Below are 21,496 nucleotides of genomic sequence, written 5' to 3'. Positions count from 1 at the left end.
TCAAGGGACGCGGAGCAAAAACCCGCAGCCGTTTCTCCCCATCCCGGGAAAAAACGCTGCGGGTTGTTCTTACTTCCGGTCATCGACATCTTCCTCCGTCGCTGTCCCGTCTATGATTTCCTGACCATTCTCATCATAGTGCGGGCGCCCGGTCATTTCATCCTCAAATTCATCCTCCGCACGGCGGAACTCCTCCGCCGCATCGTGTACCTCAGCGGCAAAATCCGCGGTGCGCTTATGAAAGACGAAGCCGCAGATCGCCGCGTAAATCATCGCCGCCCCGGCAACCTGAACCAGTACAGAGGTCAGCCGCATCGGATGGAACAGGAATACCACACCGAGAATCAGCGTCACGATTCCGCCGATCAGGCAGAGATACCATCTGCCGTCATGAAAGGTCCGGAGCGTGCTCATCTCCACAAACTGACCGCAGGCATACGAAATCAGTATCACGGCAAAAAGGATTCCAGCGAAGGCCGCAATCACATCCGGCCTCGCTACAATAAAAATTCCGAAAGCCGCAAGGATGACACCGCCGGCCAGCGCGCCAGCCGCCACAGGTTCACCGCGCATATTGATATAGCTGGCGATCAGCAGCGCTCCGATCACGATCATCGCCACGCCGAGCAGTCTGCAGATCACAAACAGCGTGCTCTCCGGCCGCACCAGCAGAAAAATACCGATGATGAGCAGAATCAGCGACCATATATTGACTGCAAGCAGCTTCTTCTTGATATTCTCTCCTAAATTCCTGAACATGTTTTCTTCCTCCTGCAGAGTATCAAATGTGCGTTTTAAGTTCAATTTCCGTCTGCGCTATGCCACGTCACAAAACCTGAAACATCCCACTGATATTATTCCCGCGAAACGCCCCACTCTTCAAGCTTATGGTAGACAGCCGAAACGGGAAGTCCAACCACATTATAATAATCACCTTCAATTTTTTCTATATACCTGGCGAAAATACCCTGGATCCCATAGCTGCCTGCCTTGTCCATCGGATCCCCCGTCTCGACATATTCCCGGATTTCTCTGTCCGTGAGCCGACAGATATATACTCTGGTCCGCACGGAAAAGGTTTCCTCTCGCTGTATTTCACCCTTCTCCACCTTCACAAGAGTCACGCCTGTATAAACGTCGTGGCTTCTTCCGGAGAGACTTCGCAGCGTCTCCGCTGCTTCCTCCGGACTCGACGGCTTCCCGAGGATATCCGCGTCACGCGCCACGATCGTATCAGCGCCAAGTATGATGCATGCAGACAGTTGTGATTTGTCGGGATTTAGTATTTCGCCGGCGACATCTTCTGCCTTTCGTCTTGAGAGGCAGCGCACCACCTCGTCCGGTGTTCCGCTGCTTACCTTCTCGTCCGCGTGGCTCGGAATCACCTCGACCGAAAAGCCCGCCTGATGCATCAGTTCCAGGCGCCGCGGAGATCCTGAGGCAAGGATAATCCGGGGCATAACTCCCTTACTCTCTGACCTGATATCATTTTTCCTCATTTCATCCCTCACTTCAATTCTCACAAAAACACGCTCTGGAAAAAGGCATTGTTTCCATAGATTCAAAATTAGCCGCCAATTCAAAAACAGCAAAAATCTCTGAAAAGAAAAAGGCCTTGTTTCCATCAATTTAAAAAAACAAAAGTCTCTCTGAAAACAAAAAGACTTTGTTTCTATGGATAAAAAATAGTGTGATCATCTCTCACTATCCTTCATCCATTATGAAACAAAGCCTCTGAAATCTCAACCACAATTGACTGCAAGCAGGACGATAAGCCGGGTTATGTCGCGTACGGTCATCTATCTGTGTCCTGCCGTTGCCGGCAGGCTCAAGCGACCTACCTGAAGACGTGACGGGCAGCCACATTGCCTTCTGTTCGGTCTTGCTTCGGATGGGGTTTACATGGCATCCCCTGTCACCAGGGGATCGGTAGTCTCTTACACTGCCTTTTCACCCTTGCCCTTGCATCCTTACGGAGCCAGGGGCGGTATATCTCTGTTGCACTTTCCCTGAGGTCACCCTCGCCGGACGTTATCCGGCACCCTGCCCTGTGAAGCCCGGACTTTCCTCAGCCGGCACCTTTCGGCCCGCCGGCCGCGACCGTATGTCCTACTTGCAGCCAATCTTAATTATCTTACCACAAACTTCCGAAATATACACGGATTTTTAACAATCCATAATATATTTTGAACCTGTATTTTAATTCCGTATATTTTGAGCATCCTTATTCTAAGGTTTTCAGGCTCCTGCTTAACAATACGTTTTTCCTGCCGTTTACTTTCACGCTCTTAATGTTCATCTGTGTTTTCTTCTGCTTCGTACGGTCATGAACAGAAGGATCACAAGAAGGATTGCTGATGCAGTGAGTGAAGCCTTCCAAATACGGGTATTCGAGTTGTCACCGGTTAATACCCCACCGGTTTTCACTGTTCCTGCAGATCCCTTAGAGTTATTATCTCCTCTTCCCGGCATTGTCGACACTGATGGAGTGCCAGGTGTATTCGAGGGAGTTAACAATGCTGTCGACCCTGGTGTTGTTGTCGGTGTTGTTGTCGGTGTTGTTGTCGGTGTCGTTGACGGCGTGGATGTCTCTGCGGGCGTAGGTGTCGCTGTCGTTGACGGCGCAGGTGTTTCCGTCGGTGTCGTTGACGGAGTTGGCGTTTCCGTCGGTGTCGTTGACGGAGTTGGTGTTTCCGTCGGTGTCGTTGACGGAGTTGGCGTTTCCGTCGGTGTCGTTGACGGAGTTGGCGTTTCTGTCGGATCCGTTGGCGGTGTATACGAATTTGTGATCACGTAGCCCCCCTCAGCGCTTCCCGTTACAGAAGATGTATAACCATCCGGAAGTTTAGAAGTTTCCTGAACTGTATATTGAATTTTTGTTCCTCCGTCCTCATACATAGGAAGTCTGGTCCACGTGTAAAGCCAGTTGCCTGATTCCGTCAGGGTAACCGGTTCACCGCTCGCCTTGCCATCCGCATAGAGCTGAACAGTAACCGAGTTCGGGCGTTTGCCGTCCTGATTCTCACTGTCATACCATCTCTTCAGAACGCTCAGACTGGTCTTCTCCGGTGTATAACTGTTCGTGATATCGAATCCGTTGATTGCAGTCGAATAATTCTCAACCGCACTCTCAGCAATAGTATACGTAATCTTCTGACCATTCTTGTAAACCGGGAGATCCTCAAATGAGTACTTCCAGCCGTCGTCCGCCGTCACTGTCTTCTCAGCAACCTTGTCTCCGTCCGCCAGCAGTTTTACCGTGATACTATCCGGGCGCTTGCCATCCTGATTGTTCTTATCGTCCCAGGTCTTCGTCCCGGAAATCGTAGTCTTCTCCGGCGTGTAGCTGTTCGTAATCACGTAACCGCCCTCGGCACTTCCTGTGACAGAAGATGTATAACCACTCGGAAGATCTGAATCTTCTTTAACTGTATATGCGATCTTTGTTCCGTCATTTTTATACATAGGAAGTCCGATCCACGTGTAAAGCCAGCCGCTTGATTCTGTCAGGGTCACCGGTTTGCCGCTCACCTCATCGTCCGCGTACAGCTGAACAGTGACCGAGTTCGGGCGTTTGCCGTCCTGATTCTCACTGTCATTCCATCTCTTTAGAACGGTCACACTGGTTTTCTCCGGTGTGTAACTGTTTGTGATATTGTATCCTTCGATGGTAGTCGAGTAATTCTCAACCCCACTCTCAGCAATAGAATACTTAATCTTCTGACCATTCTTGTAAACCGGGAGATCCTCAAATGAGTACTTCCAGCCATCTTCCGCCGTTACTGTCTTCTCAGCAACCCTGATTCCGTCTGCCAGAAGCTTGACCATAATGCTGTCCGGTCTCTTGCCATCCTGATTGTTATTATCATCCCAGGTTTTTGAACCGGAAATCGTTGTTTTTTCCGGTTGATAACTGTTGGTAATCGTATATCCACGTACAGCATCTCCTGTAATAATAGACGAATAACCATCAGGAAGCTTTGACACTTCTTTAACTGTATACTTAATTTCCGTGCCACTGTTTTTGTACATAGGAAGATTCTTCCAAGTATACATCCAGTTCGAAGAAGTCAGTGTCACTGGTTCACCGGATGCATCACCGTCCGCCAGCAGCTGAACTTGTACGTCGTTTGGACGTTTTCCATCCTGATTGTCTGAGTCAGCCCAATTCTTCAGCACACTCACACTGGTTTCTTTCGGTGTGTAACTATTCGTGATGTTATATCCGGAGATTTCCGTTGTATAATCGGGGATCGCATCTTCTGATATCGAATATTTGATTATATCTCCGTCATGGTAAACCGGAAGTTTATCGAACTTATACTTCCACCCGTCAGCCGCACTAACGGTTGTAAATGACACTTCCTTACCATCAGCTAATAATCTCACTTTAATTTTATCCGGTCTTTCGCCATCCTGATTATCATGCTCACTCCAAGTCTTCGAGCCACTGACTGTTGTTGTTTCGGGCGTATAGCTATTGGTAATTATGTATCCTTTCTCTGCATCTCCTGAAATCTTCGGCGTATACCCTTTCGGAAGATCCGAAGTTTCCTTCACTGTATATTTGATCTTCTCGCCACCCTTATATATTGGAAGCTTCGTCCAGGTATGATACCAATTATTAGATGCTGATAATGTGACCGGCTCACCGCTTGCTGTTTCATCCGCGTACAGCTGCACCGTAACAGAATTTGGGCGTTTGCCGTCCTGATTGTTGCTGTCATCCCAGACCTTTTGAACGTTCAGCACAGTCTGTTCTGGTGTGTAACTGTTAATAATGTTAAATCCATCTCTACTACTCGAATAACCATCAATGGCATCTTCCGAGATCGTGTAAGTAATCTTATTGCCGTTACTGTAAACCGGGAGCTTATCAAACTTATACGTCCACCCACTACCCGCCGTAACAGCTTTAGACGCCACCTCATTACCATCAGCCAACAGTCTCACCGTGATGCTTGTCGGTCTCTTTCCATCCTGGTTCTCATTATCATTCCAAGTCTTTGTACCGCTTATTTCTGTCGTCTCCGGTGTATGCTTATTTGTGATATTGTAGTTCTCTATTGTAGTTTTATAACTATCTACCGGCTCCTCGTTAACTGTGTATTTAATTTCCTTACCATCTTTGTATTTTGGAAGATTTGTGAAACTGTATTTCCAGTTTCCGCTTTGATCTGCAGTAATATCCTGACTCTGTATTTGTTCTCCGTCAGCCAACAGATTTACCGTAATCATAGATGGGCGTTTGCCGTCCTGGTTATTGTTGTCATCCCAGGTCTTTGTACCGCTTACTGTCGTTGTTTCTGGTGTATGCGTATTTGTAATGACAAAATAATGCTGCTTCTCACCAGCACTTACTGCTGTCGTATATTCATCCAGGACATTGACTTCCTCTACTGTATAGGTAATCTCTTTAGATTCCTTATCCTTCTCATCGAGATTGCCCCATGTATGAGTCCATCCGTTTTTGTTTGATAGAGCAACTGCTTCCCCTTGCTTTTCACCATTTGAAAGAAGTTGAACCGCCACGCTGTCCGGACGTTTTCCATCCTGATTGTTGTTGTCTTTCCATTCCTTTTTAACAGTAACGCTTGTTTTTCCCGGTGTATAGGTATTTGTAATATTATATCCATTTACAGTCGTACTGTAATCCGAGACATTATTTTCCGTAATGGTATAGACGATTTCCTGTCCATTGTCATCGTATTTAGGAAGATTATCAAAGCTGTACTTCCAACTTGTAGCTGCTGTAACCGATTTACTAGCCACCAGATTACCATTGGCAAGCAGATTAACCGTTATACTGTCCGGTTTTTTTACACTACTGTATCCCGAATCATTCCATGTCTTTGTACCAGAAATGGTTACAGGCGAATATGTATTCGTAATAGACTCTTTATTTATAACGGTAGCCTTGTCTGCGCTGTACTTATCTACGGCATCTTCCCGGACAGTAAAGGAAGCATCCTTGCCATCAATTATCTGTGGCAGATCTTTATACGTAATTGTCCATGTGCCGTTTCCATTATCTGTTATATCCGGTGTAAATCCTGTTAATTCCGTGGTGCCATTCATCAGATGGAGCTTACTCTTGTATGAATCCTGACCCGGGCGGACGTTATCGCTATTACTGTTATCCTTCCAAATCTTGGTGAATGTAAAACTTGTATTTGAGCTAGAAACACTGACTGTTTTGGAAATCGGAGTCTTGTGGATAACCGCACCAATCATGTTCTGAAACCGTGTTCCATCAGAAGCAGTCACACTACTGTCTGCCACATATACCTCAAGATCAGGATCCATCCAGGGGATGGTGGCTGAAAGCGAGATTGATGTCGAAGCATCCGGCTTTGTAGCGGATACCAATGAAAAGCTTTCACCGCTCATTACCTGCGTCTTTCCGGTTTCTTCGGTAATATTACCGGGAAGAATCAGACTAAATGGGGTATGATATGTGGACGGTGTCGTAATCGATAACGCACCCGTGTGCCACTTGCCATCACGCGTACTATAAGAAAACTTGAGATCTCCGGAGACACTAACCTTATCTTCAACAGGTTTCTCTGTGAGAATCGTTTTTTTTCCATCAGCATTAGCATTAATCAAATTATCAACTAATGTCGTCTTAGTTACATCCCTGCCGTTTTCCTTCAGTCCTGCATTCTTTAATAACGTCCAGATAGCATCGCGTGTAGCAGCATAGGATTGTGACTCCGTCACATAATAATTGGCCACATATATACTGGAATAGGACTGAATGGGATCACCTGAAAAATATACCATGCAATAAGCCGCTCTCCAGAAGGGAAGCTGCTGCAGCTGCTGATAGTTCAGCCCGGAAGCTGTCGTTCCTCCCTGAAAGTATATACCCGCCTCCTTCAAAAATTGTGTCAGCAACGCTAACTTCCTATTGTCATTTCTATCCGCATACGTAAAGTTATTGTTTCCGATACTGTCCGGAAAATCGTCTCTCAGATACTGAGGTGGAGTAAGAAACCGATTGAAATCATCCTCCGAAATCGTAGGAACGCTGTCCACGATCTCATACAGACTATATCCATTATATGGATAGCCTGCATAAAGGAGATTTTCCAGATTGGTCTTCAGCTTTTTCTGATCATCACCCGTAATGCCATTTGCATTGAGGAACTCTTCAAGCGACGTCTCCGTGTAAGTCGGAATATTCTGAATGCTGGGTGTCTTATGGGGCCAATGCAACTCATTATTCATGCAGTAAAGAATGATCTTTGTCCCATCTTGTCCACTAACAGAATGAATATCTGTTTTCTCATCGAAATCTATTGTTACGCCAGATGCGTTTTCTGCTGAACCCAGCAGCAATGCATGTATCGAGAACTTCCCCGATTCCAGTGTTGCTGTTCCGGCGGATACGTCTGCTGTGACATCTTCTTTTTCTGCCACGGAATTCTCATCCTTCAGATGATAGGCAGTTACGGAATCGTCCTTTTTCAGCTGAGTCATAGAAAACTGAACAGAAATCTCCTTCTGAGGTTCAATATTATGCTCACCATTATCCAGATAAAAATCAAAGTCATACGCCACAACCTGATCCGCTGTCAGATCCGTATTGTCAGAAGCTTCCTTAAGGGCTGAAAGGATCTGCTCTGAATCCACCTTTGTTACCGCGACCTGAATGCCAGACGGAAATGCTCCTTCCGGTGCACTGATGTTGATTTCTGTTCCATCATTTGTTTTTGTATTCAGAGAAACTGCCGGGTATGATTCCGCAGTCGCCTCTTCCACTCCTGAATCAGTGGTTGTCACGGAAGTCTCATCGGATTCAGATTTTTCTTCTTTATCCGCATTATCCGTATTTTCCGAAGCAGATGTAACGGTACTGTCGGAGGATATGGAGTCTGCATCGTTTTCGTTGTTTGCAACTCCGGAAGCGTCTCCCGCAGCTCCCGAAATTGTTGTCTCCGCCGTTTCGGCAGTTTCGGTTTGTGTATCAGCAGATTCAGCTGTATCCGTCTGCTCGGCCACAGTCTCCTGCGTGGAATCACCAGCATAAATCGCTGATGGGCTCATGATACCTGCAATCATCGTAAAGATACATAAGACTGTGAGAATACGTTTCCATTTCTTCGTTTTTTTCATAAGATCCCCTTACTTTTAGTAAAATATTTCCGCCAGAATCTTCTTATGCTTTGTTTGTGCTGATTTTCACCGATCTCTTTTACAAGTAGTCTGTTTCGAGGTTTACGTAAAGATCGTCAGATAAAAAAGCTTTAAAAATGCTTCCTGTTATCGTCTCAAAATCCTTCTGCTATCGGATAAGTATAATATGATTTTAATTACAATAGTAGGAATCATTACTATAATACCTTATAACACAAATAAAAACGAAAGTAAACACAATCTATCGTATACATTGTGTATTTTTTAACGAAAACGTTTTTGATATATCATCGTATTCTCAGTCTTCTATCTTCCCGCTGATCCACCGCAGCATAAATCCCAGCGCATCAAGGCATGCCGCGATCAGAATCAGTGCAATGGTCAATGTGTGATCTCCGTATATGAGCAAATTTATATTCCAGATTGCAGCGCCGATCACGATAAACAGCGCTCCAAACAGGCAGATGGTGCCGATCACCATCAGAATGTATCCTGAGATTCCTATGATTTTTTTCATACGTCGAAACAGCTCCCTCCTATGAATTCTCTGAGTATGGAGTTCACCGGCACGCTTTCCGAGGGCGTCCCGAGGAAATAGTCCAGAAACTTCAGCAGCCGTTTTGCCTCCAGATATTCCGGAGCATCCTCCGGCACCTGAAACAACAGCGGCTCGGCATAGATCTTCAGAACAGAAAGCTCGTAGATCAGCGCGGAATTGTACATGACATCTGCGTTTTCCTGGTGGGGAAAAATATATTTTTCCTCGCCTCTTCGAACCGACGGCCACCTGCGAATCGTCTCCAGAGCGTCGGTTCCCCGGGTCCGGTAATCGCGGACAATGCGACGAAGAAGACGGCCGTCGGTAGTCGAGATCGGGTTATGGTCATCGATATTCAGCTGTGTCAGAGCGCTGATGTAGACACGGTACACGCAGTCCGCAGGCAGGTGCTCCGACAGCTTCGGATTGAGTCCGTGGATTCCCTCGATGACCAGAATATCCGAATTCTTCATCTGCAGCTTCTGACCGTGATATTCCCTCTGGCCGGTCAGGAAGTTAAAGTACGGAAGCTCGACCTCTTTTCCATTCATCAGATCACTCAGTACCTCGCGGATCAGCTCCAGATCGTAGGCCTCCAGGCATTCAAAATCATAATCTCCATTCTCATCCCTCGGGCAGTACTGTCTGTCGCGGTAAAAATTGTCGAGACTGATGGGGTGCGGGGTCAGCCCATGGGCAGTGAGTTCAATCGACAGCCGGCGGGAGAACGTGGTCTTGCCGGAGGATGACGGACCAGCAATCATGACAAACTTCACATTGCCCCGCTTCCGGATGTCCTGCGCAATGTCCGACATCCGGCTTTCCTGTAGTGCCTCCGCCACCAGCAGCTTATGTTCAATATCTCCTCTTGTAATTGTATCATTCAGGTCCGCCACCGACTGGATTCCCATCCGCGAATTCCAGTCTTCTGAAAGCGACTGTACCTTGAAAAGCTTCGGGAAGGGTGCATATGGGCGAACACGGTCCGGCTCGTCGTGTTTCGGGTAGACCAGAGCCACCCCGTCCTCATAGCAGCAGACATCAAATACCTTCAGGCAGCCTGTGCCGGGTACCATATAGCCATAGAAATAGTCCTGATAATCGCCGAGCACATACAGGTTCACCGTAGATACTCTGCGGTATTTCAGAAGTCTTTCCTTGTAGGCGATCCCCTGTTTCCGGAAAGAACGGATCGCGTCATAGGTGGATAGTGTCTTTCTACAGATCGGAAGGTCCTCTTCCACCAATTCCTGCATTCTTTTCTTTACCAGAGAAGCGAATTCCTCATCCGGTCTGTCCTCTCCGCTGAAGGTGAAGTAATATCCGTTTCCATTTGAAAAATTCAGCGTGATCCGGATATCCTTTCCTGGATTGCGCCTCTTCTCCACATCCAGAACCGCCTTGTTGAAGAGCAGATTCAGGCTTCTTCGGTAGGTCGCCATGCCGATCTGATCCCTGATCGTGAGTGGCTCGACCACGCAATCCTCCTTCACGGGCCGATTCAGCTCCTGAAGTCTTCCGTTTGCCAGAACCAGCAGAACCGGAAGGTTATCCGGGAGCGGGTGCGCTCCGACAAAATCGATGTAGCGAGTGCCTTCGGTTACCTCGAAATGCTTTCCCTGATATTGAATCTGAAATGTTCCTGACATAATAATCTCCTCTCAGTCACTTACCATCTGCCTGAAGATCCATTGCTAATGTAACAGATGTAAATCCGATGAGTGCGATGTGTGCCGCCACATTCCGCAGCCGCTGCCGATCACCTTGTGCCGTACACGCACTCCTATGCTCTTCTGGCATAAGCCCTGCCAAACTGTCTTCTTTTTTGAAAGATACATTATAAAAAAACTGAACGATAAAAAAGCAGAACAATAAAAAACAGAACGATAAGGAAGAACGAATATAATAAAATAAGAAAACAACGGGCGAAATACTCTGTGAGATTTGCCAGAGCATTCCGCCTTTTTCTTTTCTGTTATCTGTATTTTCTGCTCATATTACCGTGAACGGCGGAATGATCTTCGCGCCGCGGACTTTGCACTCCGGAAACAGCTTGGTCAGCTTCTTCACCATGTAATCGATGAAGCAGTACTCTGTGCCGTAGTGTCCCGCATCGATGATATACAGTCCTCTTGCCATTGCGTCAATCGCGCTGTGATAGTCCACATCCCCGGTCACGAGAACCTGGGCGCCCTCGTCGATTGCCCGGTCAATCAGACTCTTGCCGGACCCGCCGCATACTGCCACACGGCTCACCAGCAATCCGTCGTCTCCGGATTCTTCCTCGTTTTCCTCCAGTTCCTTCAGACCATAACAGCGCACGGTTGAGAGTCCGAAGGCACGTCTGACCGTCACGGAAAAATCATACAGTGTCATGGGTTCTTCCAGATCGCCGACCCGTCCGATTCCCTCCTCGACGCCCTCATTCTCGCGTATAACGTCAAGAACATGCGCGTTCTGCAGGTTCAGCTGATTCTCGTTGAGCTCCGCCATTCCAAGGACGTCGAAATTCGTGTGCATCGCGTAGCAGTTCACATCGTTTTCAATCAGGGTAAGAATTCTTCTGCCGATGAAGCTGTCGTCGTTCACCTGCTTGATGCTGTGAAATAAGAGAGGGTGATGCGTGATCATAAGGTCTGCTCCCCACTCCACGGCTTCCCGGATCGTCTGTTCCGTCGCGTCCAGGGCGACAAAAATCTTCCGTACTTCACGGTTTCTGCGACCCACCTGCAGTCCGGGGTTGTCCCATTCTTCCGCGCAGGATAACGGATATCCCTGTTCCAGTCTCTGAATAATCTCTTCACATCTCATATCTGCTGTATGCGGCCAGAAGCAGCCGCAGTTCCTCCTTTACTTCCTGAAGTCTTTGCATGGAATTCCCGCTGCCTGCCGCCGCGAGTCTTCCAGCGATCTGCTCGTTGACCTGAATCTGCCACGCGAGATACTTTCTCAGGATCGGATCCCTGCGCCGGAGCAGAACCGGGCCAAAGTGCACCTCCATTTCACTGAGGACTGCCGGAGAAGACGGTTCAATGTGTCCTTCCATCTCATTAAGTGCTGCCGGAGAAGACGGGCACTTTTCTGCCCTGATGATCGGGTAGTATTTTCCGTCCTCAAAGATCATTCGTTCATCTGTGATCGCGAATCCGATCTCCGAAAGGAGCCGGCGGACCCTGTCCACCTCTGACTGTGGTTCCAGAACCAACTCTTTCAGGGACTCTGTCATCTCCGGATGTGCCGTCAGGATGCGGCAGATCAGCATGCCTCCCATCCCGGCAATCACGGCCGTGTCCGCTTCCCCCGGTTTAAGATTTTCCAGGCCGTCCGAGATTCGCAGCTCGATCCGGTCCGAGAGTCCGGCGCTGTTCACTGTCTCTTGCGCCCGGGCGAGCGGTCCTTTTCTCAAGTCCATGGCAATGGCTGCGTCCACAATTCTATTTTCCACCAGGTATACCGGCACATATCCATGATCCGTTCCGATATCCGCCGTCCTGCTGCCCGGCGTCACCAGGGAGGCCACTGACAGCAGCCGCTCTGACATTTTGTTGATGATCGGTGTATTCGTCAAGATAATCCTCCCGCCTCTTGTCTCTGATCAGTATATCCGTCCGGATAATTCTTTCGCTTTTGTTACTGATTTGTATATCAGTTCGGATAATCCCTTCAGCTTTCTGCTACTGCCAGGTATATCAGTCCAGATAATCCTTCAGCTTTCTGCTGCGGCTCGGATGACGCAGCTTCCGGAGCGCCTTCGCCTCGATCTGACGGATTCGCTCACGGGTGACGTTAAATTCCTTTCCGACCTCCTCGAGGGTTCTGGCTCTTCCGTCATCGAGACCGAAGCGGAGCCGGAGAACCTTCTGTTCCCTCTCGGTCAGCGTTCCAAGCACCTCTTCCAGCTGCTCCTTCAGCATCGTGAAGGCAGCCGCGTCCGCGGGCACCGGAACATTATCGTCCTGAATGAAGTCTCCCAGGTGGCTGTCCTCTTCCTCGCCGATCGGGGTCTCGAGAGATACCGGCTCCTGTGAGATCTTCAGGATCTCACGCACACGGTCCACAGACATATTCATCTCCTTCGCGATCTCCTCCGGCGTAGGCTCGCGGCCGAGCTCCTGAAGCAGCTGACGGGAGACGCGGATCAGCTTGTTGATGGTCTCTACCATATGTACCGGAATACGGATGGTGCGGGCCTGATCGGCGATCGCTCTCGTGATGGCCTGACGGATCCACCATGTCGCATAGGTTGAGAATTTATATCCCTTCCGGTAATCGAACTTTTCTACCGCCTTGATCAGTCCGAGGTTTCCCTCCTGAATCAAATCCAGAAAAAGCATGCCGCGGCCGACGTATCGCTTCGCGATGGATACAACCAGACGGAGATTTGCCTCCGCCAGACGTTTCTTCGCGTTTTCATCGCCGTCCTCCATCCGCTTGGCCAGCTCGATTTCCTCATCCGCAGTCAGAAGCGGCACCTTTCCGATTTCCTTCAGGTACATCCGGACCGGATCCTCGATGCTGACGCCCTCCGGGACGGTGAGATCGATGTTCTCCACATCGGTCTCCTCGTTCTCGTCCTCTCCCTCTTCGCTGAGAAGGAGCATGTCGTCATTCGGCTCCTCATCCTCACTCTGGATCCGGAGAACATCGATGTCATGATCCTCCAGATATGCCACAACCATCTTGATCTGCTTCTCGTTGAGGTTCATATCCTTGTAATATTCAACGATCTCCGTGTACTCGAGAGCGTTTTTCTTCTTCTTGGCTACCTCAATGAGGCTTTTGGTTTTTTCCAGCAATTTCTTGTTATCTGCTTCCATGAACATTCTCCTATGAAAAAATATTTTCCGGCAGTCCTCTTGCTCGAAGCTGATCGAGCTTTTTTCTTTCATCCATGATCTTCATGAATCCCTGCATATCCGCGGGGTCCAGCTCATCAGCTCTCTTGTCGATGCTCTGCCGCTTCATGCGGCAGAGGACATCGAAAAGCGCCTTCTTGCGGTCTGCCGGGCTGTCTAGTGTGATATCTGTGTTGAAGAGAGATGCTGCCTCTGTCTGCTGCGCGCTGTCCTCGAAATGATTGATAATAGCGGCCGGGCTGATTTTGCCCTTTGCTCCCTGCTCCCAGACCATCTCCGCGACCTCCCGGTACATCGGATTGGTAAAATCCGCAGGCGACAGATAATCCTTCAGCCGTTCCAGAAGCCCCGGCTGTCCCGCGATCCAGGTGAGCATCAGCTTCTGTTCCTTGTCCGCCGGAGCAGCTGCCATGGCTGCCTTCTGCCTTCGCGCATCGGTGTTCTTCGGCGGCCGGATCTCGGTTCTCCCCACGCCCTTCAGCGCCTCCCGGTTGATCTGCGACACCAGCATGTTCTGCTCGATGTGATATTTTCTCGCGATTGCCTCAGTGTAACTGTTTCTCTCAATCTCATCCTCGATCTCGAGAAGCATGGCCGCCACCTCGTGAAAAAATCTGCTTCGCTCGCCGGGATCATTCATGTCGTAATTCTGTTCGGTCATGCGGACCATGAAGAGGAAGCTGTTCTCCGCCTCCTCCAGCCTCTGCTCGAACGCCTCGGCTCCCTCTGCCTTGATGAATTCATCCGGATCCTTGTGCGGTCTCAGGTTTACGACCTTTGTGGAAAGCCCGGCCGTCCGAAGCATCGGAATCGCCCGCAGAGCCGCCTTCACGCCGGCGCCGTCCATATCGTAGATGACCAGAACCTGTTTCGTGAACCGGCTCATCAGCGAGCACTGCTGAGAGGTCAGCGCCGTTCCGAGCGAAGCAACGGCGTTCGTGTATCCCGCCTGGTGCATCGAAATGACATCCATGTAGCCCTCACAGATGATAAAGTTCTTCCGGCGCGTCCTTCTCGCTACATTCAGGCCGTACAGATTCCGGCTCTTGTCGAACACAGGCGTCTCCGGGGAGTTCAGATATTTCGGTTTTCCGTCTCCCATCACCCGGCCGCCGAAGCCGATCACCCGGCTGTTCGCGTCCATAATCGGGAACATTACCCGGTTCCAGAATTTGTCTGAAAATCCCCGCTTCTCATCGACATGAAACAGCCCGGATTCCTTTAAAATCCCGTCGCTATAGCCTTTTTTCTTGAAAAACTGATACAGATCGTTGCTGTATTTGTCGGCATAGCCCAGTCCGAAGCTCCGCATGGTTTCCGCGCTAAGCCCGCGCCCTTCCAGATACCTCAGTCCGGCCTGTCCGGCCGGAGAATGGAGTCTGGAATAATAATACAGTGCCGCCTGCTTATTGATTTCCAGAAGCCTCGACCGCTTGTCCTGTTCTTCCCGCTCCTCTCTCGAATACTCCGCCTCCGGGAGCTTCACGCCTGCCCTGTCCGCCAGAGCCTTGATTGCCTCCTGAAAACTGTAATTCTCGTACTCCATCAGAAAAGTGTACACATTTCCGCCCTTGCCGCAGCCGAAGCAGTAATACATCTGCTTGTCCCGGCTCACCGAGAAAGACGGCGATTTTTCATTATGAAACGGGCACAGCCCGAAATAATTGCTGCCCCGCTTCTGAAGCTTCACATATTGAGAGATCACATCCACGATGTCATTCCGTTCACGGACATCCTCGATGACCTCATCTGTATATCTCATGATTCCTCCAATATTATCCTGTCAGCATCTGACGGTATCCCGGCCTGACTGACCATAAACGCTTTAACGGTTCTATGGAAGATATATCCTGACGATTGCCCTGTAAACCGCCATATGGAAGACCCATCGTGCCGCAGCCTGTATGAGATGCGGATTTTGCGCGATCGCACTTCCTTCCTGTCACAATACATCCCAGGATTTCGGAATGTAGATCTCCCGGAATTTGTGAATTGCGTACTGATCCGTCATCCCGGAGATGTAATCACAGACAACCCTCTCCGGTGTCTCGCCCTGCTCCAGCATCTTGCGGTATTCTCCCTTCAGAAGCTCCGGATGCCGGACGTAATATCCATACATCTCCGTCAGCATCCTGTCCACCTTGAGCTCCTCGGACTTTGCCACCGGATTTGTGTACACATCCGCAAACATCAGCTTGCGGAAGGTCATCATCGCGTCATGGATCTGCTCCGACTGCCGGATATCATCGCAGTCCCGGCTGCTGGCGATCAGATCCATCACCAGTGTGTTCAGCCTCTCGCGGGAAGTATATCCGAGCGTCATCCGCAGCGTAATAGGAATATCGTCCTCGCTGATGATTCCCGCCCGCTGTGCATCGTCCATGTCGTGATGGATATACGCAATCTTGTCACAGATCCGCACGATCTTTCCCTCCAGCGTGTGCGGCGTCGTGCTCATCTGATGATTCAGAATTCCGTCCCGCACCTCCCAGGTGAGGTTCAGCCCCTCCCCGTTTTTCTCCAGCTTTTCCACGACACGGAGACTCTGCTCATAGTGGCGGAATCCCGACGGACAGAGCCTGTTCAGGGTTCTCTCCCCGGCATGGCCGAATGGGGTGTGCCCGAGATCATGCCCCAGAGCAATTGCCTCGACAAGATCCTCATTAAGCCGCAGTGCCTTCGCTGCTGTCCTGGAAATCTGGGATACCTCCAGCGTGTGTGTCAGCCGCGTCCGGTAGTGATCTCCCTGCGGCGACAGGAACACCTGCGTCTTGTCCTTCAGTCTCCGGAAGGACTTGCAGTGCAGAATCCTGTCCCGGTCGCGCATGTAATCCGTTCGAACGGTATCCTCGCTGATCGGCCAGTCCCGCCCCCGCGTCTCCCGGCTATGGGCAGCGTAAGGGCTCAGATCATCCATTTCGTTTTCTTCAATCGCTTCCCGAATATTCATGGCTCTGCTCTCCAATCTCTGCCGAGAATGCTGCTTTCCCGAAAATTTCCAGATATATGGGCGACATCACTTCCAGATCCTGCGCGCTGACTCATCAGCAGGCATCACTTCAAGATCTCCGGATGGCTCCGCAGGCTGAAAAAATGCGTCTATTATATATTTACGACGCCAAAAAGGATTTTCCTTTTTTATTTTGAAAAGTTTCAAAGCAAATCGTTAAATTTTTGTCCGTCCAGACAAGAAAAACACCAACCCCTGGTGGATTGGTGCTGGTGCAGACTACTGATTTAAGCAATGCTGAGTCGGCCGACGATTATGCACAATTCTTGATTTTCGTCGCCTGACAAGCTTTAAATAGCTTTGACTGTGCAGCGATTCTGCCGAATTCTTGTTTTCCGTCGCCTGCGGACAGCAGTTACTGTTGATCTGCCCTGTCCTCTTTCTCCGCCGGATGCTCCACATGAAGCTTTATCTTTCCAACTCTGTGTCCATCCATCTCGAGAATCCGTATTGTCATATTCTCATAGTGATAAACATCCCCGCGGGAGGGAACTTTTCCGGCGATCTCCAGAATCCATCCGCTCACGGTGATCGAATCATGCTCCCGCTCACATCCGATCTCATCGAAGAGCTTTTCAAGGTTTGCGGAACCCTCCACCACATAGTCGCTGTCCGTGATCTTCCGGATTTCCTGGACAATTTCGTCATGCTCGTCCCAGATCTCGCCGACCAGCTCCTCCAAAATATCCTCCATGGACACGATACCGACCGTTCCGCCGTACTCATCGACCACGACTGCCAGATGAATTTTTTTCTTCTGAAGCTCGCGCAGGAGCTCGTCGATCTTCTTGTGCTCCGTAATAAAAACCGTCGGACGTATGATGGAGTCGATCGTCCGGTCTGAGCCGAAAATCTTGTTATAATAATCCTTTTCATAAAGGATTCCCGTGATATGGTCCATGTCCTCCCGGTAAACCGGAAGCCTCGAGTATCCGGTCTGGGCAAAGATGTCCGCAATTTCCTGATTGGAGGTTCCATACTCCACTCCGACGATATCCACTCTCGGTGTCAGAATATCAACCGCCTCCTGATCCCGGAATTCTATTGAGTTGCGGATCAGATCGCTTTCCTCCTCACCGATGCCGCCACCGGTCTCCGCCTCGTCGACGATTGTCAGAAGCTCCTCGTCCGTAATCGCGCGGTCTTCCTCACCTTTAATGAGCTTCGCAAGAAACTTCTTCCACAGTCCGAAAAGAAAATTCACCGGCGTCAGAACTGCCACAATACAGCTCAGAAGCGGGGCCGCCAGCATCGCCACCTGCTCCGGAAACTCCGACGCCATACTCTTCGGCGAAATCTCGCCAAAAATCAGGAGCACCAGCGTCGTCACCAGCGTCGCAATACCGGAACCCGCATCCTCTCCGAGCATACGCACGAAGAAAACGGTCGCCAGCGACGTCGCGCCGATATTTACGACGTTGTTTCCGACCAGAATCGTGGAGAGGACACTGTCATAACGGTCCAGCAGCTTCATGACAAGGATCGCCCGCCGGTCTCCCTTCTCCGCCATATTCTTGACCCGGATATGATTCAGCGAGGCAAACGCCGTCTCCGTCGCTGAAAAATAAGCCGACAATATTACACAAATTACGATAACCACCAGAGTACCGATATTTTTTTCCATATCTTTCCTGCATTCATCCCCTCAAAAATGTCATTGTACGCGGCACAGGACCTCGCCCGGGCATTACTTCTGCCGTTCTTCACGGCTCTTCTGCCCCCGGGCATTACTTTTGCCGTTCTTCACAGCTCTTCTGGCCCGGGCATTACTTCTGCCGTTCTTCACGGCTCTTCTGCCCCGGCTGATTCTGCTGTTTCAGCTTGCAGCAGTCCGGCACCTCGCCGTGAAACGCTTCCTTGTTCGAATCCGCCATACGCTTCAGCCACGCATTCCAATGATTTTTGATTCCGGAAAAAATACTCATATGACAAAAACCATTTCCTTTCTTGATCGTTCGGATCTTCCTTCCTGTATTACGAATTCTCATCAAATCTGAAATTTCCCTATTGCTGATATCTGGAAGTTCTTTTCTGCACGGGATTTCACCGTATTCCTATCATAGCACGGAAATCCTTTTTCGCAAGCCAGCATATCCTGAATTCCTTCTCACAGCCGACATATCCTGAATTCCTTCTCACATAATCTGAATCGCTTCAGATTATATATTATATTATATATAGTCTGATTCGCTTCTGACTTGTTGAAATTGCTTATTGCAAGATCTCAGGAGTATGCCGCACGTTCTCGATTGCCTGTCATATGTTCTGGGTTTTTGCCGTCTCAACTGTTTTCACTATAAGAATGCTCGTCTGATCTTCCGGCAGATCAGAACCTTTACCGGCAGGGCAGAACCTGTCTTGAATTATACAAAGACAACTTTTATAATATAAAAAAGACTTTTTTCGGATTCCGCGCGGGCATTCGCGCAGAAGCAATCTGGAAGAGGTCGGATTCAATGTATATTCAATGTATGCGGAGGGAATCTGATGGAAAAATCAAAGGTCTATTTTACCGACTTTCGTACACACACAAATGGCCCGAGCCTGCCGGGGAAGCTGGCGAAGCTGATCCGCAAGGCAGGAATCGGCAACATTGACATGGATGGAAAGTTTGTAGCAATCAAGATGCATTTCGGCGAGCTCGGCAACATTTCCTATCTGCGTCCGAACTACGCAAAAGCAGTCGCTGACGTCGTAAAGGAACTCGGCGGAAATCCCTTCCTGACCGACTGCAATACGCTCTACCCGGGAAGCAGGAAGAACGCGCTTGATCATTTAAGCTGTGCCGAAGAGAACGGTTTCAGCATGGCGACCACCGGATGCCACGTCATCATCGGCGACGGTCTGCGCGGAACAGATGAGGTGATCGTCCCGATCCGGAACGGTGAATATCTCAAGGAGGCATATATCGGTCATGCCATCATGGACGCCGACATCCTGATCAGCCTCACTCATTTCAAAGGTCATGAGGCGACCGGCTTCGGCGGAGCGCTCAAAAATATCGGTATGGGATGCGGAAGCCGCGCAGGCAAGATGCACCAGCACAACTCCGGAAAGCCGCATGTCATTGAAGAACAATGCCGTGGCTGCAGGAACTGTGCAAAGGAGTGCGGATCCGATGCCATTTCTTACGAGAGCGGAAAGGCACACATCGATCAGGATATCTGCAAGGGATGCGGACGCTGCATCGGAGCCTGCAATTTCGACGCCATCGAAAACAACAACGAGGACGCCAACGAAATCCTCGGCTGCAAGATCGCCGAATACTCCCAGGCAGTCTGTGACGGCCGCCCGACCTTCCACATCAGTCTGATCACCGATGTCTCCCCGAACTGCGACTGCCACCCGGAGAATGACGCCCCGATTCTTCCGAATATCGGAATGTTTGCCTCCTTTGATCCGGTTGCCCTCGATCAGGCCTGCGTTGACGCTTGTCTCGCTGCCACGCCGATCCGCAACAGTCAGCTCGGCGACAACCTCGCAAAACCGGACTGGCACCACTATCACGACCATTTCCTGGACAGCAACCCAAACGTGCGCTGGAAGGAGACGCTCGAGCACGCCGAGAAGATCGGCCTCGGCAGCCGCTCCTATGAACTGGTCACAATGAAGTGATCACAAATAACCGTCTGGAATAAGTGTCATGAGTATTTCCCGGATCATTCAAAATGGTCCGGGAAATTCACGTATTCTCATTGATGGCATTATATACATAGATTTCAGAGTATGATCGGCTCGACCTTCTTGTCCTCTACTACGATCTGAACGCAAATCTTCGGCAGCAGTTTAATGGTTGTGTCAGGCAAGGCAATGCCGCTCTTCGCGGATGATATCCCGCCGATGCGAATGGAGCCTCACACGTCTGCTTCGTGAATCAGTACGTCTCACTGTTTACGAAACGAGATAAAACACGCTGCGCGAGTTTTATCTCGCTATCGCGACGCTCGCGTAAAAAAATAAGGGCGCACCGGGAATTCCTTCCCGATACGTCCTTGTATCATTAACAGTACATGCATCATTTTCACCGACATGTAGTACAAAAAAGTACCCGACCATCGCTAAAGATGGCAGATACTTCATTGTACGTCCGACAAGTTTTCAAATTTCTTTTTCTTAAATTATGAAAGCTATACTAGCAAAGAGAAATGCATAAAGCAATGCTCTTCTTTAATTATTTCCGGTATTATCTAACGCCTCTGCAGTATTTTCTGATATTTCTACATTGCTTTCTGATATTTCTGTGGTGCTTTTTAAACCGTCTGCGCATTTTAATGATATGTCATTCCACATTCGTCCATATGCTGAGCGTATCGATAACCTTCTGTTTGTCCTCTTCACCCAGCTTCTCCACCATCCTGGATATCTTATGATCCAGAGAAGTTTTCCGATATGCCGGTACCGCTTTCCCGACAAGCTCATCCAGTGTGAGCCCTGTTAAATCTCCATAGTAGCACAGCATGCGGAGAGACATCTCAGTTCTGCTGTTTTCCACGTTGCTGATATATCCAGGCGTCACATTCAGGGTTCTGGCAACATCCACCTGTGTCAGCCCATGTTCCTTTCTCAGTTTTTTCACAACCTGCCCGAGATTTGCGAATTCAAAATCACATTGTTTACCCATCCGACTGCACCTCTTCAACCATCTTTAGAAATATATTATGAGCGGGTGCGTAATTCTCAGGGCGTAGACAGTGTTCATAATATTATATTGAAAATGCCTTCGAAATCGCATTCAGTCTCTTACACACGCTTTGCGTGTGACGAGCCTGTCTGCGTTTTCGAAGAGCTTATACAATTAAAAAAAAAAGTCTGTCAAAGCAGACTTTTCAGAAAATCAACACATACCTTCAAAACTGAACACACAAACGCTTCCCGGGAATCCGTCTCCGGATTCCCTCTTTTCCTTCCAACTTATGCTTCAGGTCAAACCCTCGACCGATTAGTAACAGT

14 protein-coding genes and 1 other RNA gene are annotated in these 21,496 nt (G+C 49.3%); 1 reads left to right on the top strand and 14 read right to left on the bottom strand.

The genetic code is table 11. The features are described 5' to 3' along the window. Positions 1-69: 69 nt before the first annotated feature. The 13 genes from ACTQ1O_RS03325 to ACTQ1O_RS03265 all read right to left on the bottom strand — a co-directional run bounded on the left by ACTQ1O_RS03325 (position 70) and on the right by ACTQ1O_RS03265 (position 18,534). Complete coding sequence (locus ACTQ1O_RS03325; protein WP_441486096.1) at positions 70-759, bottom strand: HdeD family acid-resistance protein; 690 nt, start codon at positions 757-759, stop codon at positions 70-72. A 95-nt stretch (positions 760-854) separates the two neighbouring features. Continuing rightward, positions 855-1,499 carry a Maf family protein gene (locus ACTQ1O_RS03320; RefSeq protein ID WP_441486095.1) on the bottom strand — a complete coding sequence of 215 codons (645 nt, stop codon included), beginning with the start codon at positions 1,497-1,499 and terminating at the stop codon, positions 855-857. A 256-nt stretch (positions 1,500-1,755) separates the two neighbouring features. Further along, an RNA gene (rnpB, locus tag ACTQ1O_RS03315) (RNase P RNA component class A) lies at positions 1,756-2,116 on the bottom strand. A gap of 179 nt (positions 2,117-2,295) precedes the next feature. Then, the gene (locus ACTQ1O_RS03310) at positions 2,296-8,121 is read right to left on the bottom strand and encodes a Cna B-type domain-containing protein (RefSeq protein WP_441486094.1); all 5,826 of its coding nucleotides are present in this window, start codon (positions 8,119-8,121) and stop codon (positions 2,296-2,298) included. A 319-nt stretch (positions 8,122-8,440) separates the two neighbouring features. Beyond that, positions 8,441-8,659, bottom strand: a complete 219-nt coding sequence (locus tag ACTQ1O_RS03305; RefSeq protein ID WP_441486093.1) for a hypothetical protein — start codon at positions 8,657-8,659, stop codon at positions 8,441-8,443. After that, a complete protein-coding gene (locus ACTQ1O_RS03300; RefSeq protein WP_441486092.1) occupies positions 8,656-10,329 on the bottom strand; it encodes a nucleoside kinase in 1,674 nt (557 codons plus the stop codon). Before ACTQ1O_RS03300 ends, ACTQ1O_RS03305 begins: the two co-directional genes overlap by 4 nt. Before the next feature lie 343 nt (positions 10,330-10,672). Beyond that, the gene (locus tag ACTQ1O_RS03295) at positions 10,673-11,491 is read right to left on the bottom strand and encodes a Nif3-like dinuclear metal center hexameric protein (RefSeq protein ID WP_441486091.1); all 819 of its coding nucleotides are present in this window, start codon (positions 11,489-11,491) and stop codon (positions 10,673-10,675) included. Then, positions 11,481-12,248: a tRNA (adenine(22)-N(1))-methyltransferase gene (locus ACTQ1O_RS03290; RefSeq protein WP_441486090.1), complete on the bottom strand. Its 768-nt coding sequence runs from the start codon at positions 12,246-12,248 to the stop codon at positions 11,481-11,483. The genes ACTQ1O_RS03295 and ACTQ1O_RS03290 overlap by 11 nt, the downstream gene beginning before the upstream one ends. A 121-nt stretch (positions 12,249-12,369) precedes the next feature. Continuing rightward, complete coding sequence (rpoD, locus tag ACTQ1O_RS03285; RefSeq protein ID WP_441486089.1) at positions 12,370-13,497, bottom strand: RNA polymerase sigma factor RpoD; 1,128 nt, start codon at positions 13,495-13,497, stop codon at positions 12,370-12,372. A gap of 10 nt (positions 13,498-13,507) precedes the next feature. Beyond that, complete coding sequence (gene dnaG, locus ACTQ1O_RS03280) at positions 13,508-15,298, bottom strand: DNA primase (RefSeq protein ID WP_441486088.1); 1,791 nt, start codon at positions 15,296-15,298, stop codon at positions 13,508-13,510. A gap of 180 nt (positions 15,299-15,478) precedes the next feature. Next, a complete protein-coding gene (locus tag ACTQ1O_RS03275; protein ID WP_441486087.1) occupies positions 15,479-16,486 on the bottom strand; it encodes a deoxyguanosinetriphosphate triphosphohydrolase in 1,008 nt (335 codons plus the stop codon). Between the two features lie 415 nt (positions 16,487-16,901). Beyond that, positions 16,902-18,170 (bottom strand): HlyC/CorC family transporter, encoded by a 1,269-nt coding sequence (locus tag ACTQ1O_RS03270; RefSeq protein ID WP_441486086.1) that lies wholly within the window; start codon positions 18,168-18,170, stop codon positions 16,902-16,904. 142 nt (positions 18,171-18,312) lie between these two features. Continuing rightward, positions 18,313-18,534 (bottom strand): LDCC motif putative metal-binding protein, encoded by a 222-nt coding sequence (locus tag ACTQ1O_RS03265; RefSeq protein WP_441486285.1) that lies wholly within the window; start codon positions 18,532-18,534, stop codon positions 18,313-18,315. 499 nt (positions 18,535-19,033) lie between these two features. Here ACTQ1O_RS03265 and ACTQ1O_RS03260 point away from each other — a divergent pair, with 499 nt between their 5' ends. Further along, the gene (locus tag ACTQ1O_RS03260; protein ID WP_441486085.1) at positions 19,034-20,161 is read left to right on the top strand and encodes a DUF362 domain-containing protein; all 1,128 of its coding nucleotides are present in this window, start codon (positions 19,034-19,036) and stop codon (positions 20,159-20,161) included. A gap of 664 nt (positions 20,162-20,825) precedes the next feature. Here the strand turns inward: ACTQ1O_RS03260 and ACTQ1O_RS03255 are convergent. Next, positions 20,826-21,167, bottom strand: a complete 342-nt coding sequence (locus ACTQ1O_RS03255; RefSeq protein ID WP_441486084.1) for a helix-turn-helix domain-containing protein — start codon at positions 21,165-21,167, stop codon at positions 20,826-20,828. Positions 21,168-21,496: the final 329 nt, after the last annotated feature.

Source organism: Bilifractor sp. LCP21S3_A7, assembly GCF_052118825.1.
Taxonomy (GTDB): Bacteria; Bacillota; Clostridia; order Lachnospirales; family Lachnospiraceae; genus Bilifractor.
The sequence above is the reverse complement of the archived record's forward strand: the minus strand, read 5'-3'. Positions and strand labels throughout refer to the sequence as shown.